Below are 16,299 nucleotides of genomic sequence, written 5' to 3' on the forward strand. Positions count from 1 at the left end.
TATCGCTACAATTCACGATAATCATTATAGAAACCACGTTCCAATAAACCATCGGGCAAAAGAACAGGAATAATAAGTTATTAGTGAATGGTTATAGGCAGATGCACAATATAATGCGGACTGCTTCACAGACTATGGCGTGCTGAAAATGGCATCACATTTAGAGTGCTAGCAATAAGCCACGAAAGAGTTAGCCAAATCACGCCACAGTAGTGATAAGGTACGGAGTCAGCAGGTAGAGAGAGCTACCCCAGGTTGAGTGGCCTATCGTGTTGAACCCGTTGCGCGATAAACTACATTGCGCAATAGAGTGCGGTAAACCACACTTGCCAGAGACAAAGTGGAGGAGAGCAACGTGCAACGTGAACAAGTATTAAGCAGTGCGCTCAATCTGTTAGAGCAACAAGGACTGGCAAATACCACTCTGGAGATGCTGGCAAAAGAGGTCTCGCTCGAAATCAGTGACCTGACCCGTTTTTGGCCCGATCGCGAGGCATTACTGTATGACTGCCTGCGCTACCATGGCCAGCAGATAGATACCTGGCGGCGTCAGTTGCAGTTAGACGAAACCTTATCGCCGAAGCAAAAGCTCTTGGCGCGCTACCAAACGCTCAGTGAACAAGTGCAAAATCAGCGCTACCCCGGCTGCCTGTTTATTGCGGCGTGCAGTTTCTATCCCAATGACGAACATCCGATCCACCAGTTGGCAGAACAACAAAAGCAAGCATCATTGCACTATACACAAGAGCTATTGCGCGAGATGGATGCCGATGATGCGAGCATGGTCGCACAACAGATGGAGCTGATTCTGGAAGGTTGCCTAAGCAAGCTGCTAGTTAAGCGCCAGCTACAGGATGTTGAAGTTGCTAAACAGTTGGCGGAAGATGTATTGGATGTCGCGCAATGCCGTAAAAATGGTGCACTGAGCTAGCGGCTCAAAACAGAATTTGATGGCAATCTAGGTGGATTTCATCAATTCTTGTCTGAAAAGAGAGCGATCAGCACAGTTTTAACGGTTTTAAGCTATAAATTCGTTGACGATCAGCGGCCAATACGGTTTAATGCGCCCCGTTGCCCGGATAGCTCAGTCGGTAGAGCAGGGGATTGAAAATCCCCGTGTCCTTGGTTCGATTCCGAGTCCGGGCACCATATTTAAAGAAACCAGCTTAACAGCTGGTTTTTTGCTTTCTGACGTTTGACTCTCCATCGAACGCCGTTCGATTATTCGCCCTGCCAGCAGGACTCACCCCTTCGGGGCCGTCGCAAGCGACGTTCAACACCGCTCGCGGGTTGTCCGAGTCCGGGCACCATATTTAAAGAAACCAGCTTAACAGCTGGTTTTTTGCTTTCTGACGTTTGACTCTCCATCGAACGCCGTTCGATTATTCGCCCTGCCAGCAGGACTCACCCCTTCGGGATTCTGGCTCCATTTCGCATCAAGATTATCTCCCTACCGTATATGCCAAAGCTCATTTAGTCGTATAGTGCCGTAGTATATAACGAGCTATTCAAAGGCTAATGCTGACTGTAAGATGATAACCTGCCGAAAAAATGATAATCCGCTTTATCCGACGTCGTGCTAAACACAATTTGCGATATTGACCTATATTTAGGGTATTACAGTGGATTAATCAGAATATAATCATAAAGCTATAGAACTATTATTGCTTGTATGAGATTTTTACCGAGAAAATCCACAACATAGTCTAATGCCGGATTTATTTTAAACGTCTTGTATCAAAACTGGTGCGTACTGATGAATAAATATGATGATATTAAGCAGTTTAAAGATAGAATAGACATGCAAGACATTAATTATAAAGAAATATCTGAAGGTGAAGCTAAAAAAAGTGGATCTACATGGGCATTAATAAAACAGATGTCATCGCAAGAGAGTAATTCACTGCTAGAAAATGGTCGGACGACACAGCCGACACCTCAACCTATTTCAGCCGCTGAGTTTGCCGAGCCTGACGCGTTAAAAAAAATGAGTGGAACGCGGCAGATAAATAGTGATTTTTTACAGAATCCCAGAACAGTAGCGCGACCTGCCATAATAGAGTCGCTTTTCCCTGCGCCACCTACGCCGACAACACCCGCGCCGGAGTCACATTCAGAGCATTCAACAGTCACATCGCCTCTTGCTGAACTCAAACCAACCACACAAATTTTATCCTCATCATTTGATAAGTTAGATTCAGGTAATAAGACTGAATTTAAACATATTTTCTCGCCAAAGGGGCCTCAATCGCACCAGGTTATTTTTGCCAAGTCCTCACGAGATATTCCTTTACAATCTCTGTTAGAGAGCATCGCCTTATGCCGTTAGTTTGTATATGTTCACCGAAAGGTGGTGTAGGTAAAACAACTTTTGCAGCCAATTTGGCACATTCACTGGCTCGTAGTGGCAGTAAAGTCTTAGTAATTGATTTTGATGTACAAAATGCTCTACGTTTACATTTTGGTGTGCCGTTATCCGATGAACGTGGTTATGTCTCTGAATCAGACCATGCATCTGACTGGAGTCAATTTATTCTTAAGGCGGGTACTAATACCTTTGTGTTGCCTTATGGTGATGTTGACGAAGATAAACGGCTGGCATTTGAACACAAATTAATTTCTGATCCGCATTTTTTACAGCGCGGGCTACATTCAGTTCTGAATTACCCCGGATTAGTGGTCATTGCAGATTTTCCACCCGGCCCAAGTCCGGCATTAAAAACGATGCAGGGAATTGCCGATATGCATTTGGTTGTGATGCTGGCAGATACCGCATCCTTATCACTATTACCTCAAGTCGAGAAAGGTAAGCTCACTGGTGCACCTCTGGACAACAAATTGGGCACCTATTTCGTGGTCAACCAAAGTGATAATCGTCGCCAAATTAGCCAGGATGTCTCGCAATTCTTCGAGCAACGCTTAGGCGATCAATTGTTAGGGATGATTCACCGGGATGAGTGCGTCCCGGAGGCCAATGCCTCCCAGCGCTCCATTATTGATTTCAGTCCCGTATCAGCGGCAGCATTTGATATTGAGCTCATAAGCAAAAAAGTTGCCGCTATTTTGGGAATAAAAATCGGTGGGGGTGATGTTTACTCGACACCTAAACATGATTTATACAATTAGTGGCTGAATTCAATATGAAGAAAATTCATTTTTATCTTCTGTTATTACTGTTATTCCCGGTAGCTATATTGGTTATCGTCACACCGATGGACAGTAACAAGCAGTATATATTCGGGTTATTCAGCATTGCTATGTTCTTTTTGCTTGGATTAAGCAAAAACAGAAAAGCGACAATCGTGATGACTGTATTGTCATTTTTAATGTCATCTCGATATATCTATTGGCGCACGACTGAAACACTTCATTTTGGTTCAGTGACTGAAACCATATTGGGTATTCTGCTTTACACGGCTGAACTTTATATTTGGGTGATCCTCTCACTTAGCTATTTGCAAACAATCTGGCCGCTGAAAAGATCTATCGAACCCCTTCCCGAAGATACAAGTTTATGGCCAACTGTTGATGTTTACATCCCAACGTATAATGAAAGTCTCGATGTGGTTCGAGATACCATACTGGCAGCTCAATGCATTGATTATCCAAAAGAAAAATTAAAAATATATGTATTGGATGACGGGAAGCGCACTGAGTTTGCTGTATTTGCTGCAGATGTGGGGGTCGGTTATATCACCCGTAATGATAACCTCCATGCCAAAGCAGGTAACCTTAACCATGCAATGAAAATTACCCACGGTGAACTAATCTGTGTTTTCGATTGCGACCATGTTGCTACTCGAGGCTTTTTGCAAGCAACGGTAGGCAGTTTCCTCGCTGATAAGCGTTTAGCGCTAATACAAACCCCACATTACTTTTATTCCCCCGACCCGTTTGAGCGTAATTTATCGACTGGGCGTAATATTCCTAACGAGGGCGCACTATTTTATGGCCCAATTCAACAAGGGAATGATAACTGGAATGCCGCATTTTTCTGTGGTTCATGCGCAGTTATTCGCCGCAGTGCCTTGGATGAAATAGGTGGTTTCGCCGTAGAAACGGTGACTGAAGATTCACATACCGCCTTGAAATTACAACGTTTGGGCTGGAACTCTGCCTTTATTGCTATCCCATTAGCCGCGGGTCTAGCCACGGAGCGTTTAGCATTACATGTCATCCAGCGAACTCGCTGGGCGCGTGGTATGACACAAATTTTCCGGATTGATAATCCCCTACTCGGCCGTGGGCTATCTCTCCCTCAGAGATTGTGCTACCTCAACGCCATGATCTATTACCAATTTGGTTTACCACGGGTCATATTCTTACTTGCCCCATTGGGCTACCTCCTCTTTAACCAGAGTATTATTGCGTCTTCAGCAGAATTGATATTCGCTTATGTTCTGCCCCACTTAATTATGTCTCTTGCCATTAATTCACGAAGTAACGGCCGTTTCCGCTACTCCTTCTGGGGAGAGGTTTATGAGACAGTGATGGCATTCCATTTGGTTATTCCAACCATTGTTACAATGATTTCACCCAAACGTGGCAAATTTAATGTTACCGATAAAGGTGATCTACTCGATAAGAGCTTTTTCGACTTTAATATTGTCCGCCCGCATATTATTGCAGTAGTTCTGATGTTTCTTGGTATTGTATGGGGCTTAATCAGGGTAGCAATGCCCGATTATTTTGGCGTTAATCCGAATGTAATCGCCCTCAACGTGGCTTGGGCCACTTTCAGCGTCATCATTTTACTGGCCGCTATTTCTGTCGCGAGAGAAACACGTCAAACCCGTAAAACGATCCGTATTGATGTTCAAGTGCCGGCCATTATTCATTATGACAACGGAATATCACTGCGGACTCACACCCTAGACCTTTCAATGGGTGGCGTTCGCCTGGCCGTGAGTGAAGATAATTACCCGACTGAAGGTATTGAAGAGGTGGAGTTATTATTACACCGAGGTGCCGTCAGCCTACCAGTTAAGCTTATTGATGTTGAACCTGATGCTGTCCGTTTAATGTTTGGTGAGATCCCATTAGATAAGCGCCGCGAACTGGTTCGTATTGTACTGGCACGGGCTGATGCATGGATTACTGAGCCTCATCCTCAAGACCGGCCATTACACTCACTGGGTACTATTATCCGCTGTGCGTTCGAACTCTTTTATTTGCCTTGGAAAGAGCGCCGTGCCAAGAAGAAAAACCTTGTTCTGCTGAAAAAAGGAAATGAGGCATGAAGGTGATATTGCGCAAACTATTGCCAGCCGTTTGGTTTGCCACTGTGATGGCTTCTTGTTCTCTGATTCTGATTCTTATTCCTGTCAGTGGATTTGCTGTCGACACTTATTTAGGGGCGGGACAAGAACCACAAACCACAGAAGCGGCCACTGAGGGCGATTTCCCTTTATTACCTCGGCCACAAAGTGATAGCCAAGCTTCAGGGGATATGGTGCCTCCATCAGATAATTATCCTGCGGCAGTCAGTGCGCCGGAAAATCGCCCATTACCCACAGCGCCGATAGCGCTAAATAGTGATAATAGCACTCTGGTAACACGCCCGGTTTCATATAATGCCATCGTTAATACCACTATTACGGTGAAAGATATGGGGCAACCCAACGGGCTGCTATTAAGTGGTGGTCAGTTGCAATCCGGTATTGTTTTCACTTTGCCAAATGACTTGGTTATTACTAACGCCAAGTTATCGCTAGCACTTAAAATATCGCCAGAATTAGCGAGCAAAAATTACAGTTTACAGTTGATGCTGAACGGCCAGCCTTTAGGCGCTATACCACTGAATCAATCGAGTGATAAAAGCGCGATATATCAAGTTGATGTTCCTGCTGCGATGGTGGTTGCTACTAATAATCTGAGCATGAGCATTACCGGAGACAACAGCGCGTTACAGTGTGAAACCGATCAACTGAATAAGTTCTGGGTGAGTATTTTACCGACCTCAAGTATTCATTTAGAAGGTCAGCAACTCAATCTCGGTAAGAATCTGGGGATATTACCACGGCCATTCTTTGACATCATGCAGATGAAAGAGACCAAAGTGGTCATGGCATTCCCGGCCAATATCCGTGCTGATGTGATTGCCGCAGCGGCAGGTGTTGCATCCTGGTTTGGTTATCAAGCCAATTACCGTGATATTGATTTCCCAGTGCAATTTGATTCACTACCCGAGGGAAATGGGATCATATTTGGTCAGCCGGGCGAGCATATCGGGGATTTTGTTTTGCCGCAAAGTAGTGGCCCTAGTCTGCAATTAATTGATAACCCACAGAATCCAGTGGCTAAATTACTATTAGTTATTGGCCGCAATAATGAAGAGTTGCGTCAGGCGGTATGGCGTTTAACTTCAACTACACTGCCGCAGGATGTCAGTAGCCTGGATATTAAGCCGCAATCTATTGCGAAAAGTTTAGCCTATGACGCACCCCGTTGGATTAATACCGAACACCCGGTATTACTTAAATCATTAGTGCCAAGCCTCGACGACCTAACAGCCAATGGCATTTACCATGACGGTATTCGTGTGGGTTTCCGAGCGGCACCCGACCTATTTATGTGGGATGGCGAAACTATTCCGATTCATATCGGCTACCGCTTCCCCATTGAAAATTGGATTGATGAGAATACCTCCCAGCTCAACGTGTCAATTAACAATACATTCTTGTATAACTTGCCAGTAAATAAGAAAGGGCTGGTTGAAGCCTTGTGGCGAACGCTAGGCGGTGACACCCGTCAGGAGAGCTATACCTTACGTTTATCCCCTTATTTGATTTATGGTGATAACCAATTAGAGTTCTATTTCGCGATTAACCCAAAAGCGGGAACACCGTGTAATCTATTAAATAACAACAATATCAAGAGCCGAATTGAACCAGATTCTTATATCGATTTGAGTCACACTTATCACTTTACCTTGTTGCCGAATCTCTCTTATTTTGTCGGCGCGTCGTTCCCTTTCACCCGCTTGGCTGATTTCTCGCAAACCTTGATTATATTGCCGGAAAAACCAAGTAAAACAGAGGTGCGTACTTTACTTGATTTGGCGGCCCGCGCGGGTAATTCAACCGGTAAACCGATTATACATGTCAACGTAAAACTGGGCGTGCCGGGTAATGCACAAAATGACCCACTCTTCACTGATAACGATATTTTGGTGGTTTCAGTGTTAGAACACGCTAATTTCGCTCAGACACTATTAACCGGGACATCATTCAGCCTGGATAATGGAGTGCTGTCAGTGAAAGAGCCGTCGGCCGTGGAAAAGGCGATTGATTACCTCACTGGTTTTTGGTTCCGCCAGCAAGTTGAAGCAGACCGCTACCTCTCCTCCACCGATAATTGGCGTGGCTTCCTGAGTTTCCGCTCCACCTGGAATCCACAGAAAGTCGTGGTATTAGCAACCGCCACTGGTGATGACCAATTAGCCAATATTCACGGTGATTTGAAATCATCAACCGTCAATGCCGGAGTCCGTGGTGATTTAGCAATTATTACCAATGAAAATGGCGTGCGCAGTTTTAGCGTCGGGGAGCAATTCCCACGGGGTGAATTACCCTGGTATCAAATGATTGTTTGGTATGCCAGCCAACATATTGTGATTCTGGCACTACTCGCCCTACTGACCTCAGTCATTATTGGTTTGAGTATGTTTGCCCTATTAAAACGCCGTGCAGCATTGCGCTTAGGTAAAGATCCTGAAAAATGATAATACAACTGTTGATGGCATGGCCTTATTATTGCGAGCAGGGGGCGATATGAAGTCAAGTAAACTAAAGTCACCCATGATTAATGCCCTGCTCCTTTCAGGGATGATCGGATTTGCTGCACTTCCTGCTTTAGTTCAAGCGGCGGAGAATACACCGGCGATAAAAGCGCTGTTAGATCAGGCCGCCTACTGGCATGAGAAAGCGCATAATGATCTGGCGGCAAATGCGCTGCAAAAGATCCTGATGGTCGACCCTAATAACGTTGATGCGCTCTATTTGATGTCACTTTACGCCGCTGAAAAAGGGGATAAAGATGAAGCACTCGAATGGCGTAATAAATTGACCGCAGCATCCCCGCAAGATCCACGTTTGCAGTCATTGGATAATGCCAAAGTCATGCAGTCTATTTCGCCGAGCCAATTGGCGGCTGCACGCCAGTTTGCCAGCCAAGGCAATATTCCCAAGGCCCTTGAGAGCTATCAGAATTTATTTAACGGTAATAAGCCGTTAGATAACTTGGCCGTAGAATATTATTTAACCATGGCAGGTGATGCCGCCACCTTACCAATGGCTATCTCGGGATTACAGCAGCGGGTCGCACAACTCCCCAATGATACTGCTGCACGGATAGCACTGGGTAAGGCACTGACCTACCAACAAGCAACACGTCGTGATGGTATTGCCATGCTCAATAGCATGGCTGCAAATAATCGTGATGCTGATGCTGCATTGCGTCAGGCGCTGCTATGGATAACACCACAGCCCGCTGATGAGGGGGTGTATCAAGCTTATCAACAGCGCCATCCTGATGATCAGGTTGTCACTGATTATTATAAGAAAAATATCGGTGGGGCAGCTAAAGGCCAAGGTTACAGCGAGCTTAATAGCGGCGATTTAGCCAGCGCGAAAAGTCAGTTTGAATCAGTACTGGCGATCAACCCAAATGATGGTGATGCATTAGCGGGCTTAGGGTTTATTGCTTTACGCAGTGGTGATTTCGCCAATGCTGAAAATTATCTGACTCAGGCGGCTAAACAAGGGGGGGCGAACAGTGCGCAACTGGCCGCCCAAGCACAGGATGCCCATTTCTACGGCGAGCTAGATAAGGCCAAGAAAGCCCTCGCTAGCGGAAATATTGATAACGCGCTGGCCTTGAGCGCCCCACTCTCCCAAGCCACTGGCGATAAAGGCACCGCAGTGGCGCTATTTCGCGCCGATCTGTTGCGCCGTAAAGGTGATTTAAGCGCGGCTGAACAAGCGTATCGCAATCTGTTGGCGCAACAACCGCAAAACAATGATGCAAAACTGGGTTTGTATTATGTGTTGCAACAACAAAAACATGATGCAGAAGCGCAGCAAGTCCTGCAAACGGTGCCGAATAATCTAAGACCTGCCGCTGCACCGGCGAGAGTTAATGTTGAGCCGATCCGCCGTGAAGCGGCGTTAGCGTTACAGCGCAATGATCCGCAGGCCGCATTAAATCTGCTGCAACAAGCACTGGCGAAACAACCATCCAATATCTGGCTGCGCCTAGATATGGCGAGGATCCTGCAACAACAGGGCAATGCCGCTCAAGCGCAAAGTCTGATGGCGGAAGCCTCAGCGCCGGGTGCGCCGGCAGATAATTTGTATGCCGCAGCACTGTTTGCGGCCGAAAATAGGGATTGGGCCACCAGTCATGCCCTATTGAATCAGATCCCAGCCGCGCGCCAGACCAAAGAGATCCATGCACTGAGTGAGCGCGTAGAATTTAATCAAAAAATGGCCAGTGCAGAAGCTTATCTGGCAAATGGTGATTCAGCGAGTGCTGCCGCCATTTTGCGTGGCTTGGCGCAAAATCCACCATCGGCCCCTGCTGATGTCGGCAATCTGGCTAAGGATTTGATGGCTGCCGGTGACAGCACCACGGCGGTGAGTTTAGTCCGCAAAAATATCAGTGGCGGTATTCAGGGCAAAGCGGGCGACTATGCGGCACAGATTGGGGTGCTGACACAATCGGGTCTGACGCAGGAGGCGGAAGCCTTGCTGAGCAACCCGGCGATTCAGAGCAGCAGTTCACCAATTGAAATCAGCCGATTGCGAATGGGAAGTGCCATTAATCAGGCTGATGAATTACGAGAGCAGGGCCAATATGCTGCGGCCTATGACAAGTTGATTGTGGCGCTGCAAAGTGATCCGCAAAATATTGATCTGATGCTGGCAATGGGTCGTCTTTATCAATCCGGTAAAATGAATGATGAAGCGGGCAGAGTCTATGCTTATTTATTAAAACGTGACCCTACGAATGAAGGTGCACGAGTTGGTGCGGTAAACGTGGCACTGGCAAAGGGTGATGTACAGAGCGCCCGCCAATTAATGCTAGGTATGCGTGGGCCGAGAACACCGGAGCGGTTATTACTGGCAGCCAGAGTTGCTGAAGCGGAAGGGGATCACGAGCAAGCACTGGCCCTATTGCGTTCAGCCAAAGGAAAAATGATTGGGCTGGCGGGGGCGGACAGTGTCACTGGAGCCAATATTGCTGGCTTACAATTAACCGATAATCCCTTTATTAATCAAACCACTCGCACCCAGGCGCGCACCGGTTCCATTTATGGCGCGGTACTGCCGTGGCAAAATGCCGCTGGCGATGGCGTCGTTGCCGGTGGGGTCAATAATCTCGCCACCACCGCCAATGGGGCGCAAAACGGCACGCTGAAGCAAGTCGATCAGATGCTCGACAGTTTGCAGGATAAAACCGCCAGTTGGGCACAGGCCAATATCAGTATCCGCAGCCGTGATGGTGAATCGGGCCTGAGCCAATTGACCGAAGCTAAAGCGCCGCTGACCTTTGCCGGCGTGCCCTTTGATACCTCGCGCCTGAGCTTTACCGTTACACCCACCTCACTCAATGCCGGTTCCACCTCCGGCACCGGTAGCAACCGCTTCGGTACTGGGGCATTGCAGCAGGGGTTGGAAGTGAAAAACGCGACTGAGGCATCGGCGCTTGCGGCGGCGGCATCGGGCAAAGTGTTGGCAGATGCTACTGCGGCCTTAAGACCGCTCCAGACTATAAGAGAAGATGCTTGTAGGACTTCGACGACAGCACAGGGTTGTCTTGATGCTATCGATAATGAAAATGCTGGCATTCTTGCAAGACAATTGGCTGAGAATAATAGAACCACCGCCCAGACCTTTAGCCCAAATGACTTCACCGCAGACTCTCCGGGTTCCCAGCAGGAGTCTGGTGTTGAATTGGCACTGGCGCTGGCCGGTGAAGATTATAAGGCCGATATCGGCACCACCCCATTGGGGCAAGATATGAGCTCCCTGATCGGTGGCTTGCAGTGGGCACCTAAACTGGGGCAATTTGCTAAATTAGCCATGACCGCCGAACGCCGTCCAGTAACCGACAGTTTGCTCTCTTATGTCGGTGCAACAGATAGAATTAGCGGTAAACAGTGGGGGGCGGTGACCAAAAATGGCGGCGGCTTAAACCTAAGTTATGATGATGGCGATGCTGGCCTTTATGCTGGCGTCAATTATTACAACTATTTGGGTGATAATGTTCCGAGCAACGGCTCAATAACGTCATCAGTAGGCGCTTATATTCGCCCTTATCGTTATGATGACCGCGAATTAAAAGCGGGCGTGAATATCAGCTATATGAATTTCTCCAAAAACCTCAGCTACTTCAGCTTTGGGCAAGGGGGTTATTTCAGCCCGCAAGATTATGTCAGTGTCTCCTTCCCCGTGGAGTATAGCCAGCATTATGGTAACTGGAATTATAAATTGGGTGGTGCTGTAGGTTATCAATCTTATTCTCAGGATGAGAGTAAATACTTCCCAAATAATCCAGAGCTGCAAGCACAACTTGAGCAATATGTTCGTGACGGTTATAGCACCGAGTCCCATTATGCGGCACAAAGCAAAAATGGTATTGGGTATAACTTTAAAGCAGATGGCAGCTATAACTTACAGAAAAATATGCAGATCGGCGGTCAGGTTGGCTACGATACTTTTGGCGACTACTCTGAAACCACTGCGTTAGTCTATTTTAGATACTTGTTGGATGGGAAATAATCATGCAAGAGAATAACTATCTTTCAGAACAACAGGATTATTACCGCCAGCGCCAGCATCAATCAGGGTGGCAAAATGTGGTACAAGTCCTATTCTTAGGCATTCAGGCCAATGCTGAAAATGCAGATGCCAGAGCTTTTCTTCACAGCATGGGGGCTAAACTGGCGCAGCAACAGCCATTGCCCCTCAGCCAGACTGTGGGCGAACTTGAAGATAACATTAATCACCTATGGGCCAGCTACCACTGGGGATTTGTGCATATTGATGCCAATGAACAAGAGATAAGATTAACTCACTGTGCCTGGCCAGACACGGATAATAGTGGCGAAAAGAGACAGTGGAAAATAGCCTTTGCCACATTTTTAGCCGGTATTTATAGCGAGTGGCTGAGTCAACAAGGAGGACACCCTGAAGTTAATGCCCAGTGGCTCGATAATGAGATCGAAGGCCCGCTGGTCTTCCGTTACAAGAGTGGTATTTAAGGAAAATCATGCTAATCAAGAGAACAACGAGGCTTGTTTTTACCATCGGTGTCTTATTCGGCCTGCTATTTTCGGCAGCGGTACAGGCACAGGACCCCGGTTGGGAGCAATTCAAAAGTCGTTTTCTTAAATCCGATGGCCGCATTGTAGATAGCGGGAACCACGATGTTAGCCATACCGAAGGGCAAGGTTTTGGTATGCTGCTTGCCGTATTTAATGATGATAAGCCTACATTTGATGAATTATTGGGTTGGACAAATAGGACACTCTATAATGAGGATACCGGGTTATTCTCATGGCGATATGAGCCGAACGCGAAAGTAAAAGTGGCGGATAAAAATAATGCGACGGACGGCGATCTCCTTATTGCCTGGGCGCTATTGTTGGCCGGAGATAAATGGAAAAATAACGACTATATTGCTCAATCTAATCAGATTCAGAGTGCGATTATTAAACATACGGTTATTAGTTTTGCTGGCTACCATATTATGTTACCGGGCGCGAATAGTTTTAATCATACCAGTTATGTTGTCGTGAACCCCTCTTATTATATATTTCCGGCCTGGCAAGCATTCTATCAATATAGTCACTTAAAAATATGGCAAGATCTAAATAATGACGCAATAAAGCAACTATCGGCAATGAAACTTGGGAAAGTTAATCTCCCAACCGATTGGGTCGCATTACAATCTGACGGCAGTTTTGCCCCCGCTAATGGCTGGCCTGCCCGTTTTAGTTTTGATGCCATACGTATTCCACTCTATCTCAGTTGGGGGGAAAATAATAACAGTGCCTTGGCACCTTTTATCCGCTATTGGCAAGGGTTCGCACGGCTGACAACACCCGCCTGGGTGAATGTTGTGACCGGTGCCACCGCCGAGTATCCGCTCACACCAGGTATGCTCGCAATTCGTGATCTGACATTCGGTAATCTGGGTCAATTGACCACCACACTACTGCCAGAGGAGGACTATTACTCATCTTGCTTGCGCCTACTCTCTTGGTGGGCAGCAAAACAGCAGTAAGCGAATAGATTTTTATTGGTAACGCCGATGCCGTGGCGTGACAGCCAGCAGCTCCCGGCAGAATCGCTCCAGGATAGCTGGCAATCACTGTTACAAAAGAGACTTCCCCGCAATAAGCGCCTGTTATATTTACACATTCCCTTCTGCGCCACTCACTGCACCTTCTGCGGCTTCTATCAGAACCCGCTGCAACCCGAGAGTACTGCACGCTATACCGATTACCTGCTGCGTGAACTGAGCATGGAGGCGAACAGCCCGCTGCTGCAAAGCGAGGCCCATGGTCTGGTAATCCGCGCGGACGTCGCACTCCACCTGAGCCAGATGGCTGAGGACACCGCCACATATCATCAGATCTATGCTCTAGTGGAGCCTGGATTAGTGCGTAAATTAAAAATCAATTAACAATAAATATTTCTTGATGTAACATCCACCAATGATTGATAATAATTATCATACTGATACTGATTATCATTACCCTGCTGGTTATATGGACAAACAGTTGAATAAAACGCCAATGCTGAATGACGAAGCTGCTGTCGAGCATCCGACGGCAAGTAAGCCCCTGTCCGTCACCAGCGAGCAACTGCTGGGGGAGCATGGAGTGGCCTTTATCGTCCATCAGGGTGAAAGCTACCAACTGCGCCAGACCAAAGCAGGGAAACTGATACTGACAAAATAATTCGTACACATTATCCAAAGTCACGGACGTGACAGCAAAGCAGCAAGTGCCGCTAACAGCGCTGTAACGTCAAGGATGGAGGGTATAATGCAAGCCACCCAGATGAGTCAATCAAGGCAGCCAGCATCTATCTATTTGTTTTTGCATATAAAATTTTGCATAAAAAATACGGAGAATTGCCGACATGCCTCGTTCCACTTCCGACCGTTTCCGCTGGTCCCCCCTCAGTTTGGCAATCGCTTGCACCCTGCCTTTTGCTGCTCAAGCCGCTGAGACAACAACAGCGCAAACTGCTGACACCACCACAGCTCAAACCACCGCCGCTAAAACCAGTAGCAAAAAGCACAGCACCGACACCATGGTGGTGACAGCAACCGGTAACGAACGTAGCAGTTTTGAAGCACCGATGATGGTGACAGTGATTGAAGGCAACACGCCAACCAGCGAAACTGCCACCAGCGCTGCGGATATGCTGCACAATATTCCAGGGCTGACGGTCACCGGCAGTGGGCGCGTTAATGGTCAGGATGTCACACTGCGCGGCTACGGCAAAAATGGCGTACTGACACTGGTCGATGGCATTCGTCAGGGCACGGATACCGGCCACCTGAACTCCACCTTCCTCGATCCAGCGCTGGTTAAACGCGTTGAAGTGGTACGTGGCCCATCCGCTCTGCTGTACGGCAGTGGTGCATTGGGTGGGGTAATAGCCTATGAGACCATCGATGCCGCTGATCTGCTACTCCCCGGCCAAAACAGCGGTTACCGCGTTTACAGCTCCGCCGCCACCGGCGATCACAGCTTTGGTCTGGGTGCCAGTGCCTATGGCCGCACCGATGATGTCGACGGCATTCTCTCCTTCGGGAGTCGCGATATCGGCAATATCCGTCAGAGCGACGGCTTTAATGCTCCCAATGATGAAACCATCAGCAATGTGATGGCAAAAGGCACCTGGCGCATTGACCAGATTCAATCGTTAAGCGCTAACCTGCGCTACTACAACAACAGCGCACTTGAGCCAAAAAACCCGCAAACCAGCGCAGCATCTAGCAGCAATGTCATGACAGATCGTTCAACGATTCAACGTGATGTCCAACTCAAATACAACATTCAGCCACTGGATCAAGAGTGGCTAAATGCCACGGCGCAAGTTTACTACTCCGAAGTGGAGATCAATGCACGGCCACGAGGCTCAGCAGAAGAGGGTCGCGAACAGACCACCAAAGGCGGGAAGCTGGAAAACCGCACCCGTCTCTTCACCGACAGTTTTGCGTCACACCTGCTGACTTACGGTACTGAGGCCTATAAACAGGAGCAGACACCAAGTGGGGCAACCGAAAGCTTCCCGCAGGCAGATATTCGCTTCAGCTCCGGCTGGCTGCAAGATGAGATAACTCTGCGCGACCTGCCGGTCTCTATTTTGGCGGGTACTCGTTATGACAACTATAAAGGCAGCAGCGAAGGTTACGCCGATGTTGAAGCCGATAAGTGGTCATCACGTGGCGCAATCAGCATTACGCCAACCGACTGGTTAATGCTGTTCGGCTCCTATGCGCAGGCGTTCCGTGCTCCGACCATGGGCGAGATGTACAACGACTCAAAACACTTCTCGATGAATATCATGGGTAACACCCTGACTAACTATTGGGTCCCCAATCCGAACCTGAAACCAGAAACCAACGAAACACAAGAGTACGGTTTTGGCCTGCGCTTTAACGACCTGTTGATGGCCGAGGATGACCTGCAATTCAAAGCCAGCTACTTCGATACCAATGCTAAAGACTATATCGATACCGGTGTCACCATGGACTTTGGGTTCGGGCCGGGTGGTCTGTATTGCAAAACCTGCTCAACCTACTCAACCAATATTGATCGGGCAAAAATCTGGGGTTGGGATGCCACCATGAGCTACCAAACTCAGTGGGTTAACTTGGGTCTGGCCTATAACCGCACCCGTGGTAAAAACCAAAATACCAATGAATGGCTGGACTCCATTAATCCAGATACCGTCACCGGCACTATCGACGTTCCTGTGGCTAGCAGTGGTTTCGCTGTGGGCTGGATTGGGACATTTGCTGATCGCTCTAGCCGAGTTTCCAGCACTGGCTCCCCGCAAGCCGGTTATGGCGTCAATGATTTCTATGTCAGCTATAAAGGCCAGGAGCAGTTGAAAGGCGTGACCACCACCGTGATGCTAGGTAACGCCTTTGACAAAGAGTATTACGCACCACAAGGCGTGCCACAGGATGGCCGCAATGCAAAACTTTTCGTGAGCTATCAGTGGTAACTCATTGGAATAAAAAATAGTCTTAAAATTAACCCGGCACACC

The 16,299-nt window shown here is 47.7% G+C and carries 10 protein-coding genes, 1 tRNA gene and 1 pseudogene; all 12 read left to right on the plus strand.

Translation table 11 applies throughout. The features are described 5' to 3' along the window. Positions 1 to 355 precede the first annotated feature (355 nt). The 12 genes and pseudogenes from FFE93_RS19310 (at position 356) to FFE93_RS19365 (ending at position 16,256) form a co-directional block, all read left to right on the plus strand. Positions 356 to 931: a transcriptional regulator gene (locus FFE93_RS19310; protein WP_032898203.1), complete on the plus strand. Its 576-nt coding sequence runs from the start codon at positions 356 to 358 to the stop codon at positions 929 to 931. A gap of 142 nt (positions 932 to 1,073) precedes the next feature. After that, positions 1,074 to 1,149 (plus strand) — tRNA-Phe (locus tag FFE93_RS19315). 607 nt (positions 1,150 to 1,756) lie between these two features. Then, the gene (locus FFE93_RS19320) at positions 1,757 to 2,329 is read left to right on the plus strand and encodes a cellulose biosynthesis protein BcsO (protein WP_138775808.1); all 573 of its coding nucleotides are present in this window, start codon (positions 1,757 to 1,759) and stop codon (positions 2,327 to 2,329) included. After that, entirely contained in the window at positions 2,320 to 3,126 is an 807-nt protein-coding gene (gene bcsQ / locus FFE93_RS19325) for a cellulose biosynthesis protein BcsQ (RefSeq protein ID WP_032898359.1), read from the plus strand. Before FFE93_RS19320 ends, bcsQ begins: the two co-directional genes overlap by 10 nt. A gap of 14 nt (positions 3,127 to 3,140) precedes the next feature. Next, positions 3,141 to 5,240: a UDP-forming cellulose synthase catalytic subunit gene (gene bcsA, locus FFE93_RS19330; protein ID WP_138775810.1), complete on the plus strand. Its 2,100-nt coding sequence runs from the start codon at positions 3,141 to 3,143 to the stop codon at positions 5,238 to 5,240. Further along, positions 5,237 to 7,723: a cellulose biosynthesis cyclic di-GMP-binding regulatory protein BcsB gene (gene bcsB / locus FFE93_RS19335; RefSeq protein ID WP_186367676.1), complete on the plus strand. Its 2,487-nt coding sequence runs from the start codon at positions 5,237 to 5,239 to the stop codon at positions 7,721 to 7,723. Before bcsA ends, bcsB begins: the two co-directional genes overlap by 4 nt. A gap of 49 nt (positions 7,724 to 7,772) precedes the next feature. Continuing rightward, complete coding sequence (locus FFE93_RS19340) at positions 7,773 to 11,783, plus strand: cellulose biosynthesis protein BcsC (protein ID WP_186367677.1); 4,011 nt, start codon at positions 7,773 to 7,775, stop codon at positions 11,781 to 11,783. A gap of 2 nt (positions 11,784 to 11,785) precedes the next feature. Further along, positions 11,786 to 12,265, plus strand: a complete 480-nt coding sequence (bcsD, locus tag FFE93_RS19345) for a cellulose biosynthesis protein BcsD (RefSeq protein WP_005276646.1) — start codon at positions 11,786 to 11,788, stop codon at positions 12,263 to 12,265. 8 nt (positions 12,266 to 12,273) lie between these two features. Further along, on the plus strand, positions 12,274 to 13,290 hold the full coding sequence (locus tag FFE93_RS19350) for a glycosyl hydrolase family 8 (protein WP_138775812.1): 1,017 nt from the start codon (positions 12,274 to 12,276) through the stop codon (positions 13,288 to 13,290). A gap of 27 nt (positions 13,291 to 13,317) precedes the next feature. Then, positions 13,318 to 13,557 (plus strand): annotated as a pseudogene (locus tag FFE93_RS21605) (heme anaerobic degradation radical SAM methyltransferase ChuW/HutW); the annotation flags it as partial. Between the two features lie 220 nt (positions 13,558 to 13,777). Further along, positions 13,778 to 13,969 (plus strand): hemin uptake protein HemP, encoded by a 192-nt coding sequence (hemP, locus tag FFE93_RS19360; RefSeq protein ID WP_080375802.1) that lies wholly within the window; start codon positions 13,778 to 13,780, stop codon positions 13,967 to 13,969. Positions 13,970 to 14,153: 184 nt separating this feature from the next. Further along, a complete protein-coding gene (locus FFE93_RS19365) occupies positions 14,154 to 16,256 on the plus strand; it encodes a TonB-dependent hemoglobin/transferrin/lactoferrin family receptor (protein ID WP_138775814.1) in 2,103 nt (700 codons plus the stop codon). Positions 16,257 to 16,299 lie beyond the last annotated feature (43 nt).

The organism is Yersinia sp. KBS0713 (genome assembly GCF_005937895.2).
In the GTDB taxonomy this organism is placed as follows: Bacteria; Pseudomonadota; Gammaproteobacteria; order Enterobacterales; family Enterobacteriaceae; genus Yersinia; species Yersinia bercovieri.